Genomic DNA, 15,881 nt, shown 5'->3' with positions numbered 1-15,881 from the left:
ATTTTGCACCAGCAGCGTCAATGTACGAAAAGCTTTACAAGATGACTGGATCTAGGCTTTTTTTAATCAAAACAATTGAAAACTATTATCGTGCCAAACAATTCGACAAAGCATTACAATATGCACGAAAAGGGTTGAAATTATATCCGAAAGAGCCCAGGTTCTACGAACTGGCAGCTGTATTGTACATACAAAAAAAAGATCTAATACAAGCAGAAAAATATGTGAAAGAGGCGATAAAGCTCAAAAAAAGCCCACAAAACTATGAGTTGTTGGCATCTATCTATTTGACACAAAAACGATATGAACTTGCTTTAAAATATTATAAAAGCGCTTATGCGCTTAAGCCATCTGCAACAACGCTTTCAACTATGGCATATATAATGTATTTTTACCTAGGAAAAAAGAGGGAAGCGATTGCCTACCTTGAGACGCACATGCGTATTTACGGATGTAGCAAACAGGTTTGTCACTCTCTTGCATCTTTTTACAGTCTTCAAAATAACATCGATGGAATGATTTCTGTTTATAAACGGCTCTATGAAACATACAAAAACCCTCAATATGCCAAAAAAGTAATAGAGTTTCTTGTCTATCAAAACAGAATTGATGAAGCGATTGTATGGGCAAAAAAAACAGAAATGAAAAAAGTACTTTTAGATTTGTATAGAATGAAAAAAGAGTACAAAAAAGCGTATCGGCTGGCAAATAAACTTTTTCAAGAAACAAAAAACCATAAATATCTTGCAGATGCTGCAATTTTCGAATACGAAAGCGCCAATGAAAAAAATATCAAACTTCTTGAAGATGTGGCACAAAAAATGGAGAAAGCTTTGAAATATGTCAAAGATCCGGTCTATTACAACTTTTTGGGGTATCTCTACATTGATCATGATCTCAACATAAAAAGAGGTATAGAACTTGTCCAAAAGGCTTTGGAGTCTGATCCGAATTCTCCATATTTTCTAGACTCTTTGGCTTGGGGGTATTATAAGATCGGAAAGTGCAAGGATGCCTTGGAAATTATGAAAAAAGTCTATTATGATTTTGGTTTAAAAGAGCCTGAGGTAGAATATCATCTCAAAACTATCCAAAAATGTGTAAAAGGAAAGAGACCTTGATTTTGGACGAAATTATTAAAAAAACGAAAGCCGATCTTGAAAAACGAAAGAAAGAATATCCTTTGGAGTGGCTTGGTAGAAGTCTTGCATACAATCCGTTTGTCCCGCGACCTGTAGAAGAGGTACTAAAAAGTACGCCAGACGATCCGTATAAGATCATTGCAGAAGTGAAAAAAGCCAGTCCCAGTAAAGGAGTAATACGAGAGGATTTCGATCCTGTCGCTATAGCCAAGGAGTATGAAAAGGGTGGGGCGAATGCGATTTCTGTGTTAACTGAACCACACTACTTTCAAGGACACATCGAATACCTTACACAGATTAGACGCTATGTACCCATGCCGCTTCTTCGAAAAGATTTCATCATCGACAAGTATCAGTTGGTGGAAGCGTTGGTATATGGAGCCGATTTTGTTTTGTTGATAGCAAAAGCGTTAAGTAGAAAAGAGCTTAAAGAGCTTCTTGAATATACCTGGCATCTTGGTATGGAGGCACTTGTCGAGATTCATGACAAAGCCGATTTGATCAAAGCGATTTTTGCAGGGGCCAATATCATAGGTATCAATCATAGGAATCTAGAAACATTTGAGATGGATATGAGTTTGAGTGAAAAGCTTATTCCTCTAATACCAAATGGGAAAATAATCGTTGCTGAAAGCGGCATTCATTCCCATGAACAGGTTGTGGAATTAAATAAGTTAGGAGTGGATGCATTCTTGATCGGTGAGCATTTCATGCGCCAAGATAACATTGCTGAAGTAGTCAAAAAGATCAAAGGCTTAGCCTAAGATTTTTTTGACCATCTGGTTTATCCGTTTTCCATCAGCACGCCCAGCAAGTTTCTTTGTGGCGACTCCCATGATTTTCCCCATATCTTTCATTGATGAGGCACCCACTTCTTCGATGATCTTTTTGAGTTCTGTTTCTAGTTCTTCGTCGCTCAATTGCTTGGGAAGATAACTTTTCAAGATATCAGCCTCTTTCATCTCTTTTTCATAAAGGTCTTCACGGCCTCCCTCTTTATATTGAGAAGCTGCTTCTTCACGCTGTTTCACACTTTTTTGGATTATTTTGATGATATCTTCGTCGCTTAATTCTTTTCTGGTATCCACTTCTACCTGTTTAATGGCACTCATTAAAAATCGAATAGTATCTCGCTTGAATGTATCTTTGCTTTTCATCGCCTCTTTCAAATCATTCTGTAACTGTTCTTTTAGTTCCATAATGGCTCCTTTGATATTTTTCGTAATTATATCTTATTCTTTTATTTAGATTTAAACTTATTAGCATGATTAATATGATAGAATTTCGCAAAATTTGGGGAAAGGTAGAGAGCATGGATATAAAATATTTTAAAATGTTACTTTTGGAGCGCAAAGAGCAGATCATCAAAAATATAAAGGTCGCTTCAGACGATATCGAAGATCTGAAAAACATAGAGATTAATGATGAGGGAGATTATGCAGCTTTGTGTACCGATAATCTCATCGAGCAGGCGATTCAAGAGCAGCAGCAAAAAGAGCTAGAAGAGATTGAGTATGCATTGAAAAAGATCGAAAATGGCGAATATGGTATTTGTGAAATGTGTGGAGAAAACATTAAGCCTCTCCGTCTCAAAATAAAACCTTATGCGAAATATTGCATCACATGTAGAGAGATTGTTGAGAAAGAGCCAAATTGATTCTTCCCGAAGGTATTGAACTAAAAGAAATTGCTAGGGTCTATCCAAGTGTCGTTATAGAGCATGAAGGTGTAGAGACTTCTGTTTCGCTGGAGTGGTATCAAGAGAAAAAAAGTGAAGTACAATTGAAAGGTTATGAGCTCATTTTTATTACAAAAAGGGGTCAAAGATCGGGTCTTTTTTTCCCAGACTTTGAAGAGATGATGCAAGCTCTTGAAAAAATATTTCATTTACTAAAAGAATCCTCCTAGTATCCGATAATATAATAACGTTCATAGAATAATAAACAATAGGACGCAATCCATGGATTTAGGTACGCTGATCGGTCTTGGTGGTGCATGGGCTCTTGTTATCATTTCTATCGTATTGGGTGGAAGTCCTGGAGCATTTATCAACGGTCCTTCAATTTTGATTGTTATCGGAGGTGGATTCGCCGCAGCATTAGCAGCTTTTCCTCTGAAAGATTTTTTAAATGGCGTTAAAGCGATAAAAAAAGTATTTAAACCGACTGTTCCAGAACCTCTTGATCTCATCGATTTTTTGGTGGATGCAACGAAAAAAGCGAGAAAAGAGGGGATTTTGGCACTAGAAGGGGATATCGATCAGTTTTATGAGCGGGATAAAATATTGGGAAATCTTATGAGAATGCTCATCGATGGTCAAAATATAGAAGATATTGAAGCCAATTTTGAAAATGCTATAGCACAAGAAGACTCGCAGCTTGATACAGAAATCAAAGTTTGGGATTCCCTTGGAGAACTTTTCCCTGCACTTGGTATGATCGGAACACTGATCGGACTTATTCAGATGCTTCAAAATCTCTCTGATCCGGCAGCACTTGGTCCAGGTATGGCCGTTGCTATGATTACAACACTATATGGTGCAATTTTGGCAAATATCTTATGTATTCCTATTGCAAAAAAACTGAAATATTACAAAGATCTTCTTTTGCTCTATAAAGAGTCTTACATTCTGACAATTAAAAGTATTGAAAAAGGAGTCAATCCCAATACGCTGCAACAGCAGCTTGCTGCTTTGTTTGGTGTAGAAGTAACAGGATAAAATATGGCTAAGAAGAAGAAACAGGAATGCGCCAGTATTCCTGGATGGTTGGTGAGTTTCGGTGACTTGATGTCATTGTTGCTTACTTTTTTTATTCTTCTTTACTCTATGAGTACTGTCTCAGTTGAAAAATTTTATCAATCTATCCGAGGTCTAACAGAGGCTTTTGGCGGCAGATCCATGACAAAAGAAGCGCGATCACTTATCAAAAATCGAGTTGATCTCAACTTTCCAAATATGTATCCCAAACTCAAAAAGAAAAAACGCGTCGTCAAAGCTTTGAACGAGATCAAAGCTTTACTTCAAAAAGCTGGAATTGCCGCGGAAGTGGTGGATCATGGTAATAAAGTACTGCTTAGAGTTAATGCCGATAACCTTTTTTTGCCAGGGAGTGCCTATCCGACAAAAGAAGCGGCCAAATATTTTATGGAGTTTTGTAAACGCTTCAAAGAGAGCGGTTTTCGCATTAACATCATAGGCTATACAGACAATCAACCAATTCATACGGCAGAATTTAGAAATAATTGGGAACTTTCCGTTTACAGAGCAATCAATATTTTGCGTCTGTTCGTCAGTTGTGGTTATGATAAACGGTTTTTAACTGCTGAGGGAAGAGGGGAATATGATCCAATCGCTCCCAATAATACGCCTCAGGGCAGGGCAAAAAACAGGCGTGTAGAATTTGTAGTAGATTTAGTTGGAATCTAGGAGAGAAGTATGCCGAAGAAGAAGCCCGAAGAGTGTCCAAGTATCCCCGGTTGGCTTGTTAGCTTCGGTGATTTAATGTCACTACTGTTAACTTTTTTTATATTGCTGTATGCAATGAGTACTGTAGATGTGACAAAGGCGCTAAAATTTCTCTCCTATTTTCAAGGAGAACCAAATTATAAACCGATTCGTATCAGCGTTGTTCCACCGATCGTTCCATTCTCTACAAATATAGTCAAAAAAGTAAAAAAACGAATCAAAAGGATATTGCCTCCTCATGCGTATCAGCTGAGTATAACAACGAAATATGTGATGATACGTCTTTTTAACGATATCGTCTTTAAAGATACATCCTATCAATTGACGGATAGAGCAAAACAGACCCTCAAAGAGATTGCTCAAGTCTTGAAAAAACTACCTAAAAATCAAAAATTTTACATAAAGATAAATGGATATGCTACTATTAAAGATGCTTCAAAACTTCCTCCGGACATCGTGGATGCTTGGGATTTGAGCATAAAACGAGCAGAAGCAGTGGCATTTTACTTGATGAAGCAGGGGATTGACCCCTCACGTTTTTTCATATCTGGTTACGGGGATACAAGGCCAATATATAGTTGGAATAATCCACTTTTAAATAGACGGAATGATAGAGTGGAAATATATATAGAGGTAGATCAAAAATAGAGAAGTTAGTATGCTCCTCCGTTTTTGAACTCTTCAATTTCCATTTCTACCATTTTATCGATAAGTATCTTAAATATATCCGCGACAAGATTTGGTGATATACCAAGACTACCGGCCAAATGGCGAACGTGACTTAGCACATCATTGATTCGCTCATCGCTTTTGATCTCTTCAACACTCTCTTTAAATTTTGCAGCCTCTTTTACATATTTGCTTCGTTTAGCAATCAATCGTACGATTTCTTCATCGATTGAATCGATTTCTTGTCGAACTTCCTCAAGACTATGACACTCTTTTATTTCCATCATTTCTCCTTTTCTAAATCGTCCATTATACTTGCAGCTTTAGAAAGTTTTTCTTTATCAAAATGGGTGTAGATTCTCGATGTATCTAAACTGGCATGACCCAGGCTTTCTTGAACTAAAACCAGATCTTTGCTCTTATTGTACAATAGTGTAGCAAAAGTATGCCTGAGCATATGGGCTCCATTTTTCTCTTTTCGAATTCCGCAGCTTAATAGTATCTTTTCGACCATTCGACTAATGTATGCTTGGGTGAGGGGAGAACCTTTTTTATTACAAAATAAAAGTCCTTTTTCACAGTTTCTTTTCGTGAGCCACTCTTCAAGATCTTTTCGTATCTTTTGTGCTTTTATCATAACAACTCTTGCTTTATTTCCTTTGCCAGTAATTTTTAGCAGATACACATCTTTTTGTAGGATAATATTTTTCATTTCTAAATTCATTGCTTCAGAAACTCGTATACCTGTATAAAGAATCATTTTGATGATGGCCCTGTTTCTTGCGGCTACATCAGGTCGAAATGGATAGGTGTCGATAGCATGCAAAAATTTTGTTATTTCATCTTCACTTAAAAAAACAGGGAGTTTTTGACCTGCTTTTCCTTTTAGGCCGCCCCAGTTTTTCAGTTCAATTTCATACAGATGTTTATCTTCATTGTTTTTGTCGATATATCTGAAGAAGTTTATCATTGCTATACGATAGTTTTTTTTTGTTGCGTCACTGAGTCCAGCGGTAGAAGAGGTTAAAAAGTCGATGATCATCTCTTCATCAATCTCTTGCATGGAAGCAAGACCTAATGCAGTGAGGTGTTTGTAGAGTTTTTCTAAAGGTTTATAATAAGTATTGACGCCAATGAGACCTATATTTCGTGCTTCTTTTACCAACTTTCCAAGTACTTCGATAGAGTTTGTTCCAATGGTAAGTTTATGGATGATACTGGCAAGTTTTTGTTGATCTTTGACTTGCCGATTGGAAAGCGTAGTAATTTTTGATCGTATGTATCTTTCTATCCAAAACAGAAGCGAATCTTCAAAATTGTCTTTGAAATCAAGTGGATATTTCATTTGCCCATCCGTAAAAAATAAATATGCCCATATTTATTAGTATTGAAAACTATAATTTTCAAACTTTTATTTTTGTTTTGTTTGACACTATTCTATCAAATTTTTCAGTGAACATATGTTAATATATACATGAACAGCTGTTAATCTATATATTAACACTTGTTCATTTTATTGTGAACATTCGTTAACTAACCTTTCGGAGATCCCATGAATACGCAATCTTTGGAAAATGAAGAAAAAAATACCAAGCAAAAAATCTTAGATGCAGCACTCGATCTGATAGCAGAACATGGTTATTCAAAAGCATCTGTTCGGATGATTGCAAAAGCGGTCGGAATTCGAGAAAGCGCTATTTACAACCACTTCGCAAACAAAGATGAGATCTTTTCAGCCATTGCAAAACAGCTGTTCACTACACCTTTTGATGATTTTTTTGAAAAAAAGCCTCCAAGTGAATATGCTAAAAAAGGAAAAAGATATCTGTTGGAGTATGTATCGACAGTCAAACTCATCAGTTTTGATCAAAAATATGAAAAACTGTTTCGAATTATTTTACAAGAGTTAATGAAAAGTAGCGAAATACGTAAAGGATTCATTGAGCACTTTTTTAAAGAGAATATCAAGAATCTCTCAAGCGCTTTTTTTATTATGATGCAAGAGGGTCTTATACGATCAAACGATCCCATTGTAACTGCTCAAGAGTTTTTCGCTCCACTGCTTTACTATAGGGTGCAAATCACCCTCTTTCGCTTGGAAAATATGCCGACGAATGCATTGTCATCCATCTTTGAAAAGCATGTCGATTTTTTTTGGGAAAGTATAATGTTGTAGTCTCAATCTAGTTCATGTCAAGTTGCATGAGAATCATATCTTCTCCATCGACAATCTCCAAATCTACATCTCCACAATGTTTGCATTCATAAAATATCTCATTTTTTTCAAACCGGCTCTCTTTTTTGCATGCGCGACATTTTGCAATAATTGGCTGAATGATCATCTCAAGCTCTGCATCGCTGCAAAGTGTACCCTCTTTGAATGTATCAAATGCAATCTTTAAAAGATGTGCTTCTACGCCACTCATGACACCAATTTTCACAACGACTTTTTCTACTTTCATGGCGTTATGTTTTTTCGCATTCTCTTCAATTAAATCCAGCATACTTTGCACTATAGAATACTCATGCATTTTTTCTCCTATGTTTTGCAATTCTTAGAGGAGTTTTGGTTGGGCATATTTTATAGACAAAATTGTGGCGCAGTTTGTGAAAATCACTTTTTGGATCCCAAAACTGAGGATACATTTTCTCAAGTTCATTTTCTACGCACTCTTGAATATACTCTTCATCTTGCTCTAGCCGATCTCTCTTTTGATCAAGTAGTTTATAAAATCTCTCTTCATCTTGTGCCAGTTGCAATGCATATGATTCAACCTCTTGAAAATCTTTGAAAACTTCATCAATAAGACCAATACTTTTGGCTTCTTGTGCATTGAGAGGCAAGGCTTCATCCAAAAGCTTCTGTGCTGTCTCTTTTCCAACTCTTCGTGGTAGCGTATAAGTATGATATTCACTGCCGCTAAGGCCTATCGTTCTGTAATGCGGGTTTAGTACGATGCCTCTTTTAGCAAAAACAAAGTCTCCTGCAATCCCTAAAAATACGCCTCCTGCTCCTGCATTTGCCCTGAATGCAGTGATTGTTAATATATCATCGCTAAAAAGGATCGTCTTAATGAGATTATTCATAGCGTTGATATTGCTCCAACCATCTTCACCTTGTTTTTTGCTATCTTCCAAAATCGTTAAGTGAATCCCATTGCTAAAAAACTGCTCGCCACCCATTAAAACAAGAACATCCACTTCATCCCTTAGTGTTTCTATCGCATATTTCAGACGAATACACTGCTCACTACTCATAGCGCCATTATAGAAATCAAATGCCAAAAAGCCCACATTTTGTTTTTTATAAAAGGTAATCTCTTTAAATGTCGGCAAATCTGGATCCACATACAAAGAAATGCGCTTTTCTTTGATTCCTTTAAGACGATTTTTTAGGACATAGGTTGACGGGAGCTTGATTTGTCGAATACCATTTGTTATCTCAGTCATTTGCTGGATCCAAACGGCACCATCGATCGTTTTAACCAACACTGCACCATCTCTTTTTGCTAAAATTGCTTTTGGTTTTGCTTCTTTTTTCTCAAGCCCGGTCTGCTCTTTTACTGCTCCAAAAAGATAAACATCCACATCAAAAAAACGATCTTTGACACCTGGATAGTTGTCTGAAGCGTTAATTTTTCGTATGACTGTTTCAGAAATATCTTTACTCCAATCAATCGCCCTTCTATACTGCGTTACTTTTTCATGCAAAGGCTTTTTTGGATTTTCTAAAGGCTTTTGGTTATGTTTTAGTTTTTCAAGGAGCTCATCTACCAATTCAATTGCCAAATCGCTCACTACTGTTCGATAGAGATATCCTTTTGTTGCATGTTCGGGCAAAGAGAAGTTTCTGTGTCCCCATATGGCTCCTGCATCAAACTCATCTTCGGCTTCCAAAATAGAAACACCCCATTCTTTCATATTATTTAATATAGCATTATCGAGTGCATAAGCGCCTCTATCTCTGAAGGGACCAGGATGGATAATAAAGGTCGGGTATATGGTAAAAATTTCTTTTGGGATCTTTTTTGTAAGATAGGTGGCTATAATGAGATCTGGAGCAAAAAGATCTACACCTTCAATCATCGTCTCTTCATTGATAGCATACTCGACACTCACGTCAATCCCATGCTCTTTAAGGTGACAAAATATTTTCTGCGTTAAGCTGTTAAATGTATTGCATAATAGAAGCACTTTTAGCATATTCTAGGAAGAATCTCCCCTGTTGGCATATCCAAAAAACGTTTCGTACCCCACTCGCTTTGCAGAGTTACACGACCCGGATAGGAATCACTCACCTCTCCAACGATTGCAGCATGAGGATTGTGTTTTTGTAAAATCTCTTGAGCCCTCATTGCATCATTTTGATCAACCACTACCATAAAAGTCCCCTCGTTTGCCAAGACAAATGGTTCAAATCCAAGTATCTCGCATATTCCTTGTACCCCTTCATCAATATTAAATCTGCCCTCTTCTATCTCCATCGTTGTATTGGTTGCCTTGGCCCACTCGTTTAAAACTGCGGCAACTCCTCCTCGTGTTGCATCACGCATAGCTTTAATCTCAATCTCTGCTTCAATAAGTTCTTCTACAATTGGCCACAACGAGTTACAGTCACTTTCAATACTGTTCGCAAGTTCAATTCCTTCACGACCTGCAAAAATGGCAGCTCCATGTCTTGCAATGTCACCGCTTACTAAAACTCTGTCTCCTACTGCAATATTTTTTTGTGAAGAGCTGATAACTCTCTCTCCAATGGCAGAGACGTTTATATAGACTCCATCGCAACTTCCTTTTGGAACCACCTTTGTATCACCTGTCACGATCCATGCACCGTTGATGGAAAGCTCTTTTTTCATACTTCGTACGATCTTTTCAAGATCTCTCAGTGAAAACCCCTCTTCTATGATAAAGGAAAGACTTAGATACTTTGGTTTGGCTCCCATCATAGCCAAGTCGTTACAAGCTCCGGCAATGGCTAATTTTCCAATATCTCCACCAGGGAAAAAGATTGGAGAAATGGTAAATGAATCTGTCGTAAAAGCAGGATTTTCGAGTGGTGGTAAAGGTGTGGCATCTTCTGCTTTTGTAAGATATTCATTTTGCAAATGGCGTTGGATCGTTTTTTGGATCAGCTCCATATTTTCTATCCCGCCATTGCCCATGGCAAGGGTAACAACCTTTTTCATTGTACCTCCTGCAAAAGATTGCCGTACTTATAGTATGCAGCACATGCTCCTTCGCTACTCACCATGCAGCTACCCAATGGCTTTTGTGGTGTACAGGCAGTTCCAAAGACCTGACACTCAGTCGGTTTTGCCATGCCACGCAAAATATCGCCACAGATACAGAGTTTGTGATCCTCAATCTCCTCTTTGGGAAGGTTATAAAGCTTTTCAGCATCCAAATGTCCATACTCATCTTTTAATCTCCAGGCACTATTTGGTATATTTCCAAGTCCCCGCCATTTGAAAAGTTCTCTTTTTTCAAAATATTTTTCGTTCAACTTTTGGGCATTAATATTTCCATCACGGTTCACACTTCTTTTATACTGGATCTCTACTTCACAGCGATCTTCCAAAAATTGACGAACTACCATCAATACAGCTTCCATCACATCTACCGGTTCAAACCCGGCTACAACCACAGGACGTTTGTATTTCGTTGGAAACTCTTCATAGATCTTGCTTCCCGTAATGACGCTTACATGACTTGGTCCCAAAAACGCGTCGATTTGGTTGTTGTAGCTGTCGATATGCTCATCACGGCTATCAATCAGTTCTCTCATTACTTCTGGTACCGTAACGTGATTAATGTGATAGAGAATATTACTTATCTTTTGCTTCATGGCATTCTCGATGAGTGCCGCCGTCATCGGTGTGGTAGTCTCAAAACCGATAGCAAAAAAGATCACTTTTTTCGTAGGATTCTCTTTAGCTATTTTCATTACGTCCAATGGGCTATATACAAATCGTACATCTGCTCCCTTGCTTCTTGCATCTTGCAAGCTTCCTTGGCTACCAGGTACCTTTATCATATCTCCAAGAGTACATAAAATTACATCCTCTTGCATAGCCAAAATATAGGCATGATCGATCCGCTCCTTTGGCATGATGCAGACCGGACATCCTGGACCATGGATGAAGCGAATATTTTTGGGTAAAAGCTGCAAGAGACCATACTTCATAATCGTGTGTGTATGTCCTCCACATACTTCCATGATATTGATAGGATGATCAAGTTTTTGCGCTTCTTGATTGATTGCTTTCGCAAGAGCTTTGATGGCTTTGGGATCACGGAATTTTTCATAAAAATCTTTAAGTTCCACTGCCATCTCCTGGACAGTTGTCACTCTCATTGATAAGTAGCTTCTTTTCACTCTCCTCCATCTTCTCAATAATCTCTTGATACAAAGCTATGGATTCTTTTGCATACTCCTCATCGATGATATTCATAGCATAACCGATATGGATAAGTACGAAGTCACCCACTTTGACTTCATCTGCGATAAAATCTATTCCAACTTCTCTTTGCACACCCAATGTATCAACAATCGCCGTACACTTTTCTTGATCGATGCTCACAACTTTGCTTGGAATGGATAGACACATCAGCGCATCTCCTTTTTAAACATAATCCATTGAGCTACTCTTTTTATAGACTTTTCATCTTTTGTAGAGACTTCCAAAATATCAACGTTTGGTTTGAGTTTTCTTGCTGTCTCTTTGGCTTTTTGTATATCAAAATCAAAGTATGGCAAAAGATCTGTTTTTGTAATTAAAATCAGATCAGCTTGTCGAAACATCACCGGATACTTTTCTATCTTGTCATCTCCTTCGGGAACACTGACTAAAACGATATTGAGATGTACCCCTACATCATAACTAGCAGGACAGACCAAATTGCCAACATTTTCGATAAAGCAGACATCAATAGCACTTAAATCTATATGGTGTAATCCATCATGCACCATGAAAGCATCCAGATGACATGCACTTCCCGTAGTGATTTGGTAAGCCTGAATTCCTTTTGCTCTGATGCGATCTGCATCCCTGTTCGTTTCCAAATCTCCTTCAATTACGGCAAATTTGAATCTATCTATTTCAGCCAACTTCTCTAGAAGGGTTGTCTTGCCACTTCCTGGACTGCTCATAAGATTGATTGCCAAAACATGGGCTCTATCAAAATGAGCCCTGTTGTGTGAAGCCTCATGATCATTTTTATCCAAGATTTTCGTAATCACTTCAATCGTTTTTGTATCACTCAGTTGGGGATTTGTATGAAGCTCATGTTTGTAATCATGATGGTGATCGGTTATACTACATCCGCAGTCTTTGCACATTTTGACTCCTTAGACAAACATATTTGTTCCAACTATCAACGAGATTACTCCCGCTGTAGCAAACGCTACCCGTATATTTTTTTGTGTTTTAAGTAGATTCTCATTGATTAAAGATATAAAATATCCAAACATTAAAAAGACCAGCATTACGCCAATCGTAAAACTAGCGACCATCATCAGGTTTACTTCATGATGAGCGATAGCACTTAGCGTGACCAGCATACCTCGCACACCACCTATACCCATAAGAGTACCAACTGTCAAAGCAGATGTTACTTGTTTTTTTTCATTATGCTTATGCTTTTTGCCATACCATATATGAATATGCTTTTTGCCATCATGTTCGTGCCACCCTACATTGATACGACCAGTCAATGCCATAAAAAGCAAGAAAAGACCAATTGCAATAATTACGCTAGAGCTGGCGTAATCGCCCCATGCAAGAATGGTTCCGCTGATATCGATATGCTGTAAAATTTTTGCAAAGATAAAAAGAGATACTCCATGTCCTACGGCAAAAGCGAGTGTGATCAGCATCGTTTTCTTTTTGCTTTTACCAATACTAAAATCGGTAATGGCTGTAAGATGATCTGGACCGAAAGCGTGTAATATCCCATACCAAAAGATTAATAGAAGCGGCAAAGAATCCATTGTTCCATCCTTTGTGAGTGAATAGTTATTCATCATTATATGATAGTTTGGTAAAATAAAAATAAAAATGGTATTATCTTCTATAAAAATGGGACCACATGCGATGTATCTATTGTAATGCACCCACTTATCTTCTTGGTAACGGCAATAGAAAATGCAAAAGATGTAAAAGAAAGTTCAGTCCAGAAAAAATCGCAAGAAAAGAGAAAATTGTTAAATGTTTTTGCGAAAATCTTTCTGTCAATGAATGTATGAGACAAAGCGGCTATAACTATGTTACCATTAAAAATTATTATGAAATGTTTAGAAAAAAAATTGCGGCTTTTATGGAAGAGGAGTACGTGAACCGTCAAGAGACAAGAGCATATGAAGAGTATATCTACTTGGAACGCTCAAAGGATCCAAAAAAAGATATTTTTGATGGATACAATTTTTTGACATTTGATTATGGAGGAAGAATCTACAACCTTTTGATGCCCGATCTTTCAAGATTTAAACCCTATTTCAGTGAAGACGGACTCAATGAAGTTTATTACAAAGAGTTTAAAAATTTTTTACGTGTCTCGAAGCTACAAAAAAATAGTCAAAACAGGCTCATTTACGATTTTTGGAGCTATTTGGAAGATTTATTGCCAAGATATAGAGGGATTAAAAGGGAAAACTTTTTCTATTACCTCAAAGAGGCTGAGTTCAAGTTCAATTTTGATTGCGAAAAATTAAAGGAAATAGTATGAAAAAAGTGGTTGTCATAGGCGGTGGATACGGAGGGATAAAGGCTTTGGAGGAATTTGCAAGAAATGATCAAAATATTGAAGTAACACTTATTGATCAACACACCTATCACTATCTTCAAACAGAAAGTTACGATCTCGTTGCTTCGAAAATCCCAATTCAGGAAAGCTTCATCTATCTTCCCACGTTAGTTGCTAGTTTTGGCGAAAATTTTCATTTTATCCATGATGAAGCGGTTGTTATCAAGGAAAATCAAGTTGTATGCAAAGAAGGGACCTATCCTTTTGATTATTGCGTTATTGCCACAGGAAGCGTGACAAAATTTTTGCAAGGATTTGAGAAAAAAGGAAAACACTCTTTGGGTGTCAAAAGTCTGCGTGCGGCTCTTCATATAAAACAGCATTTTGAAGAGGAGCTTTTTGCAAGACTTGAACCCAAAAGAGCGCAAAGAAGTTTTCGAGTCATTGTCATTGGCGGGGGTTTGAGTGGGGTAGAGATAGCAGCCGAAATGCGATGCTATTTCAACCAGTATGTAAAAGAAAATGCCCTGAGTTGTGGAAATATCGAAATCCAACTTCTTTCGAAACATATTCTAAAAGGACTTGATCAGAAAACACGCGATAAGACTGTAAAAAGGTTGCGACAATTAGGTGTTTCTTTAGTCCCTCAATATGTCAATGAAATTACCGAACAAAAGGCGATACTAAGTAGTGGAGAAACGATAGATTTTGATTTCGCAATATTTGCCGGTGGTATAGAACCCTCACCTTTTATTCAAAATCTTGAATATAAAAAAGATGCAAGAGGATTTTTGGTCGTTGATGAGTATTTGCGAGTAGAAAAAAATATCTTTGCTGTAGGTGATGTGGCAGTTTTGAAAGATAAAGAAGGAAATCTTATTCCTCCCACAGCACAAAGTGCTGAGCAAAGTGGAGTAATTGCCGCTAAAAATATCCTTAAGGCCATTTCCAACCAACCTTTGCAAAGAGCAGATATCAGACTGCGGGGACTTGCCATTGCTCTAGGTGGAAAATATGCAATAATTGTAACTCCTTTTGGTTTTCAAATCAGTGGGATTCCGGGTTGGATTGGCAAAAAAGCGATAGAAAAATGGTATAAATGGCCTATTAAATTGAAAGCCAAACAGGGGTTTGAAAAATTAACGGCGTGTAAAGGAGAAAAATGAAGATTCTTTTTGCACCAAGTGAAGCGAAACGATCAGGCGGCGATCATCAAAAGATGCAGTTTTGTTTTAATGTCGATAGAGAAGCGATTTTGCAAAAATATGATGAAATTGTAAAACATGGAAATAAAGAGGCGATATTGAAACTTTTCGGTACAAAAGAGTTATTGGATGTAGATATTTTTCACTCCCCTACTCTTAAAGCAGTACGGCGATATACCGGAGTTGCTTATGAATATTTCGATTACGACTCTCTCCATCCGCTCTATCAAGAATTCATTGATGAGCATCTCATTATTTTTTCAAACCTTTTTGGGCCACTATGTGCAAAGGATTTGATTCCCTTTTACAAACTGAAACAAGGCGAAGCAGTTGGGGATATAAAACCAGAGAAATTGTACGCCCCGCTTTGTAAAAACTTGCTACAAGATGAAGAGATTTTAGATTTGAGGGCTGGATATTATGAAAAATTTTACAAACCAAACTTTTCTGTGAAGATGAAATTTATCAAAAATGGCAAAGTGGTGAGCCACTGGGCAAAGGCATACAGGGGGAAAATTCTTCGCCAAATTGCTGAAAATCAGATCGATAGCTTTAAAAAACTAAGAGATGTTTCTTTTAAAGGATTGCGGCTCAAAGAGATTATCAGCAAAAAAAGTGAAGAGATATGGGTAATGGAGATAGAAGAGTATTGAT

Annotated in this window: 21 protein-coding genes; 11 read left to right on the top strand and 10 right to left on the bottom strand. The window is 37.4% G+C overall.

What is annotated here, in order from left to right:
- Window positions 1-20 precede the first annotated feature (20 nt).
- Together NIS_RS05335 and trpC are read left to right on the top strand one after the other, a co-directional pair.
- On the top strand, window positions 21-1,121 hold the full coding sequence (locus NIS_RS05335; protein WP_158297272.1) for a tetratricopeptide repeat protein: 1,101 nt from the start codon (window positions 21-23) through the stop codon (window positions 1,119-1,121).
- Entirely contained in the window at window positions 1,118-1,906 is a 789-nt protein-coding gene (gene trpC, locus NIS_RS05330; protein WP_012082362.1) for an indole-3-glycerol phosphate synthase TrpC, read from the top strand. The genes NIS_RS05335 and trpC overlap by 4 nt, the downstream gene beginning before the upstream one ends.
- Here trpC and NIS_RS05325 read toward each other — a convergent pair.
- Window positions 1,898-2,341 (bottom strand): GatB/YqeY domain-containing protein, encoded by a 444-nt coding sequence (locus NIS_RS05325; RefSeq protein ID WP_012082361.1) that lies wholly within the window; start codon window positions 2,339-2,341, stop codon window positions 1,898-1,900. The genes trpC and NIS_RS05325 overlap by 9 nt on opposite strands.
- Window positions 2,342-2,454: 113 nt before the next feature.
- Between NIS_RS05325 and dksA the strand changes: the two genes are divergently transcribed.
- From dksA to NIS_RS05300, 5 genes are read left to right on the top strand one after another with little or no spacing between them, the layout of a single operon-like run.
- A complete protein-coding gene (gene dksA / locus NIS_RS05320; protein ID WP_012082360.1) occupies window positions 2,455-2,799 on the top strand; it encodes an RNA polymerase-binding protein DksA in 345 nt (114 codons plus the stop codon).
- A complete protein-coding gene (locus tag NIS_RS05315; protein ID WP_012082359.1) occupies window positions 2,796-3,050 on the top strand; it encodes a hypothetical protein in 255 nt (84 codons plus the stop codon). The genes dksA and NIS_RS05315 overlap by 4 nt, the downstream gene beginning before the upstream one ends.
- Before the next feature lie 52 nt (window positions 3,051-3,102).
- Window positions 3,103-3,861 carry a motility protein A gene (locus NIS_RS05310; RefSeq protein ID WP_012082358.1) on the top strand — a complete coding sequence of 253 codons (759 nt, stop codon included), beginning with the start codon at window positions 3,103-3,105 and terminating at the stop codon, window positions 3,859-3,861.
- Between the two features lie 3 nt (window positions 3,862-3,864).
- Window positions 3,865-4,569, top strand: coding sequence for an OmpA/MotB family protein (locus NIS_RS05305; RefSeq protein ID WP_012082357.1), 705 nt, complete (start codon window positions 3,865-3,867; stop codon window positions 4,567-4,569).
- 9 nt (window positions 4,570-4,578) lie between these two features.
- Entirely contained in the window at window positions 4,579-5,256 is a 678-nt protein-coding gene (locus NIS_RS05300; RefSeq protein ID WP_012082356.1) for an OmpA/MotB family protein, read from the top strand.
- Window positions 5,257-5,261: 5 nt separating this feature from the next.
- Here NIS_RS05300 and NIS_RS05295 read toward each other — a convergent pair whose 3' ends face one another.
- A complete protein-coding gene (locus tag NIS_RS05295) occupies window positions 5,262-5,561 on the bottom strand; it encodes a chorismate mutase (RefSeq protein WP_012082355.1) in 300 nt (99 codons plus the stop codon).
- Window positions 5,561-6,622, bottom strand: coding sequence for a tyrosine-type recombinase/integrase (locus NIS_RS05290; RefSeq protein ID WP_012082354.1), 1,062 nt, complete (start codon window positions 6,620-6,622; stop codon window positions 5,561-5,563). Before NIS_RS05290 ends, NIS_RS05295 begins: the two co-directional genes overlap by 1 nt.
- A 207-nt stretch (window positions 6,623-6,829) precedes the next feature.
- On the opposite strand from NIS_RS05290, the gene NIS_RS05285 reads away from it, so the two are divergent.
- Window positions 6,830-7,453 (top strand): TetR/AcrR family transcriptional regulator, encoded by a 624-nt coding sequence (locus NIS_RS05285; RefSeq protein ID WP_012082353.1) that lies wholly within the window; start codon window positions 6,830-6,832, stop codon window positions 7,451-7,453.
- A 7-nt stretch (window positions 7,454-7,460) separates the two neighbouring features.
- Here NIS_RS05285 and hypA read toward each other — a convergent pair whose 3' ends face one another.
- The 7 genes from hypA to NIS_RS05250 all read right to left on the bottom strand — a co-directional run bounded on the left by hypA (window position 7,461) and on the right by NIS_RS05250 (window position 13,270).
- The gene (gene hypA / locus NIS_RS05280) at window positions 7,461-7,808 is read right to left on the bottom strand and encodes a hydrogenase maturation nickel metallochaperone HypA (protein WP_012082352.1); all 348 of its coding nucleotides are present in this window, start codon (window positions 7,806-7,808) and stop codon (window positions 7,461-7,463) included.
- A complete protein-coding gene (locus NIS_RS05275) occupies window positions 7,801-9,396 on the bottom strand; it encodes an enoyl-CoA hydratase-related protein (RefSeq protein ID WP_197524215.1) in 1,596 nt (531 codons plus the stop codon). The genes hypA and NIS_RS05275 overlap by 8 nt, the downstream gene beginning before the upstream one ends.
- A gap of 77 nt (window positions 9,397-9,473) precedes the next feature.
- Window positions 9,474-10,466, bottom strand: a complete 993-nt coding sequence (gene hypE / locus NIS_RS05270; RefSeq protein ID WP_012082350.1) for a hydrogenase expression/formation protein HypE — start codon at window positions 10,464-10,466, stop codon at window positions 9,474-9,476.
- Complete coding sequence (hypD, locus tag NIS_RS05265; protein ID WP_041354024.1) at window positions 10,463-11,611, bottom strand: hydrogenase formation protein HypD; 1,149 nt, start codon at window positions 11,609-11,611, stop codon at window positions 10,463-10,465. The genes hypE and hypD overlap by 4 nt, the downstream gene beginning before the upstream one ends.
- A complete protein-coding gene (locus NIS_RS05260) occupies window positions 11,595-11,888 on the bottom strand; it encodes a HypC/HybG/HupF family hydrogenase formation chaperone (RefSeq protein ID WP_012082348.1) in 294 nt (97 codons plus the stop codon). Before NIS_RS05260 ends, hypD begins: the two co-directional genes overlap by 17 nt.
- The gene (hypB, locus tag NIS_RS05255) at window positions 11,888-12,619 is read right to left on the bottom strand and encodes a hydrogenase nickel incorporation protein HypB (protein ID WP_012082347.1); all 732 of its coding nucleotides are present in this window, start codon (window positions 12,617-12,619) and stop codon (window positions 11,888-11,890) included. The genes NIS_RS05260 and hypB overlap by 1 nt, the downstream gene beginning before the upstream one ends.
- Before the next feature lie 9 nt (window positions 12,620-12,628).
- The gene (locus NIS_RS05250) at window positions 12,629-13,270 is read right to left on the bottom strand and encodes a hypothetical protein (RefSeq protein WP_012082346.1); all 642 of its coding nucleotides are present in this window, start codon (window positions 13,268-13,270) and stop codon (window positions 12,629-12,631) included.
- 98 nt (window positions 13,271-13,368) lie between these two features.
- On the opposite strand from NIS_RS05250, the gene NIS_RS05245 reads away from it, so the two are divergent.
- The 3 genes from NIS_RS05245 to NIS_RS05235 are packed head-to-tail and all read left to right on the top strand — an operon-like array spanning window position 13,369 to window position 15,880.
- Window positions 13,369-14,004 (top strand): hypothetical protein, encoded by a 636-nt coding sequence (locus NIS_RS05245; protein WP_012082345.1) that lies wholly within the window; start codon window positions 13,369-13,371, stop codon window positions 14,002-14,004.
- On the top strand, window positions 14,001-15,188 hold the full coding sequence (locus tag NIS_RS05240) for an NAD(P)/FAD-dependent oxidoreductase (RefSeq protein ID WP_012082344.1): 1,188 nt from the start codon (window positions 14,001-14,003) through the stop codon (window positions 15,186-15,188). Before NIS_RS05245 ends, NIS_RS05240 begins: the two co-directional genes overlap by 4 nt.
- Entirely contained in the window at window positions 15,185-15,880 is a 696-nt protein-coding gene (locus NIS_RS05235) for a YaaA family protein (RefSeq protein ID WP_012082343.1), read from the top strand. Before NIS_RS05240 ends, NIS_RS05235 begins: the two co-directional genes overlap by 4 nt.
- Window position 15,881: the final 1 nt, after the last annotated feature.

Origin of the sequence: Nitratiruptor sp. SB155-2 (assembly GCF_000010325.1) — a bacterium.
Classification (GTDB): Bacteria; Campylobacterota; Campylobacteria; order Campylobacterales; family Nitratiruptoraceae; genus Nitratiruptor.
Note: the sequence above shows the minus strand (reverse complement) of the source record. Positions and strands in the feature narration are given on the sequence as shown.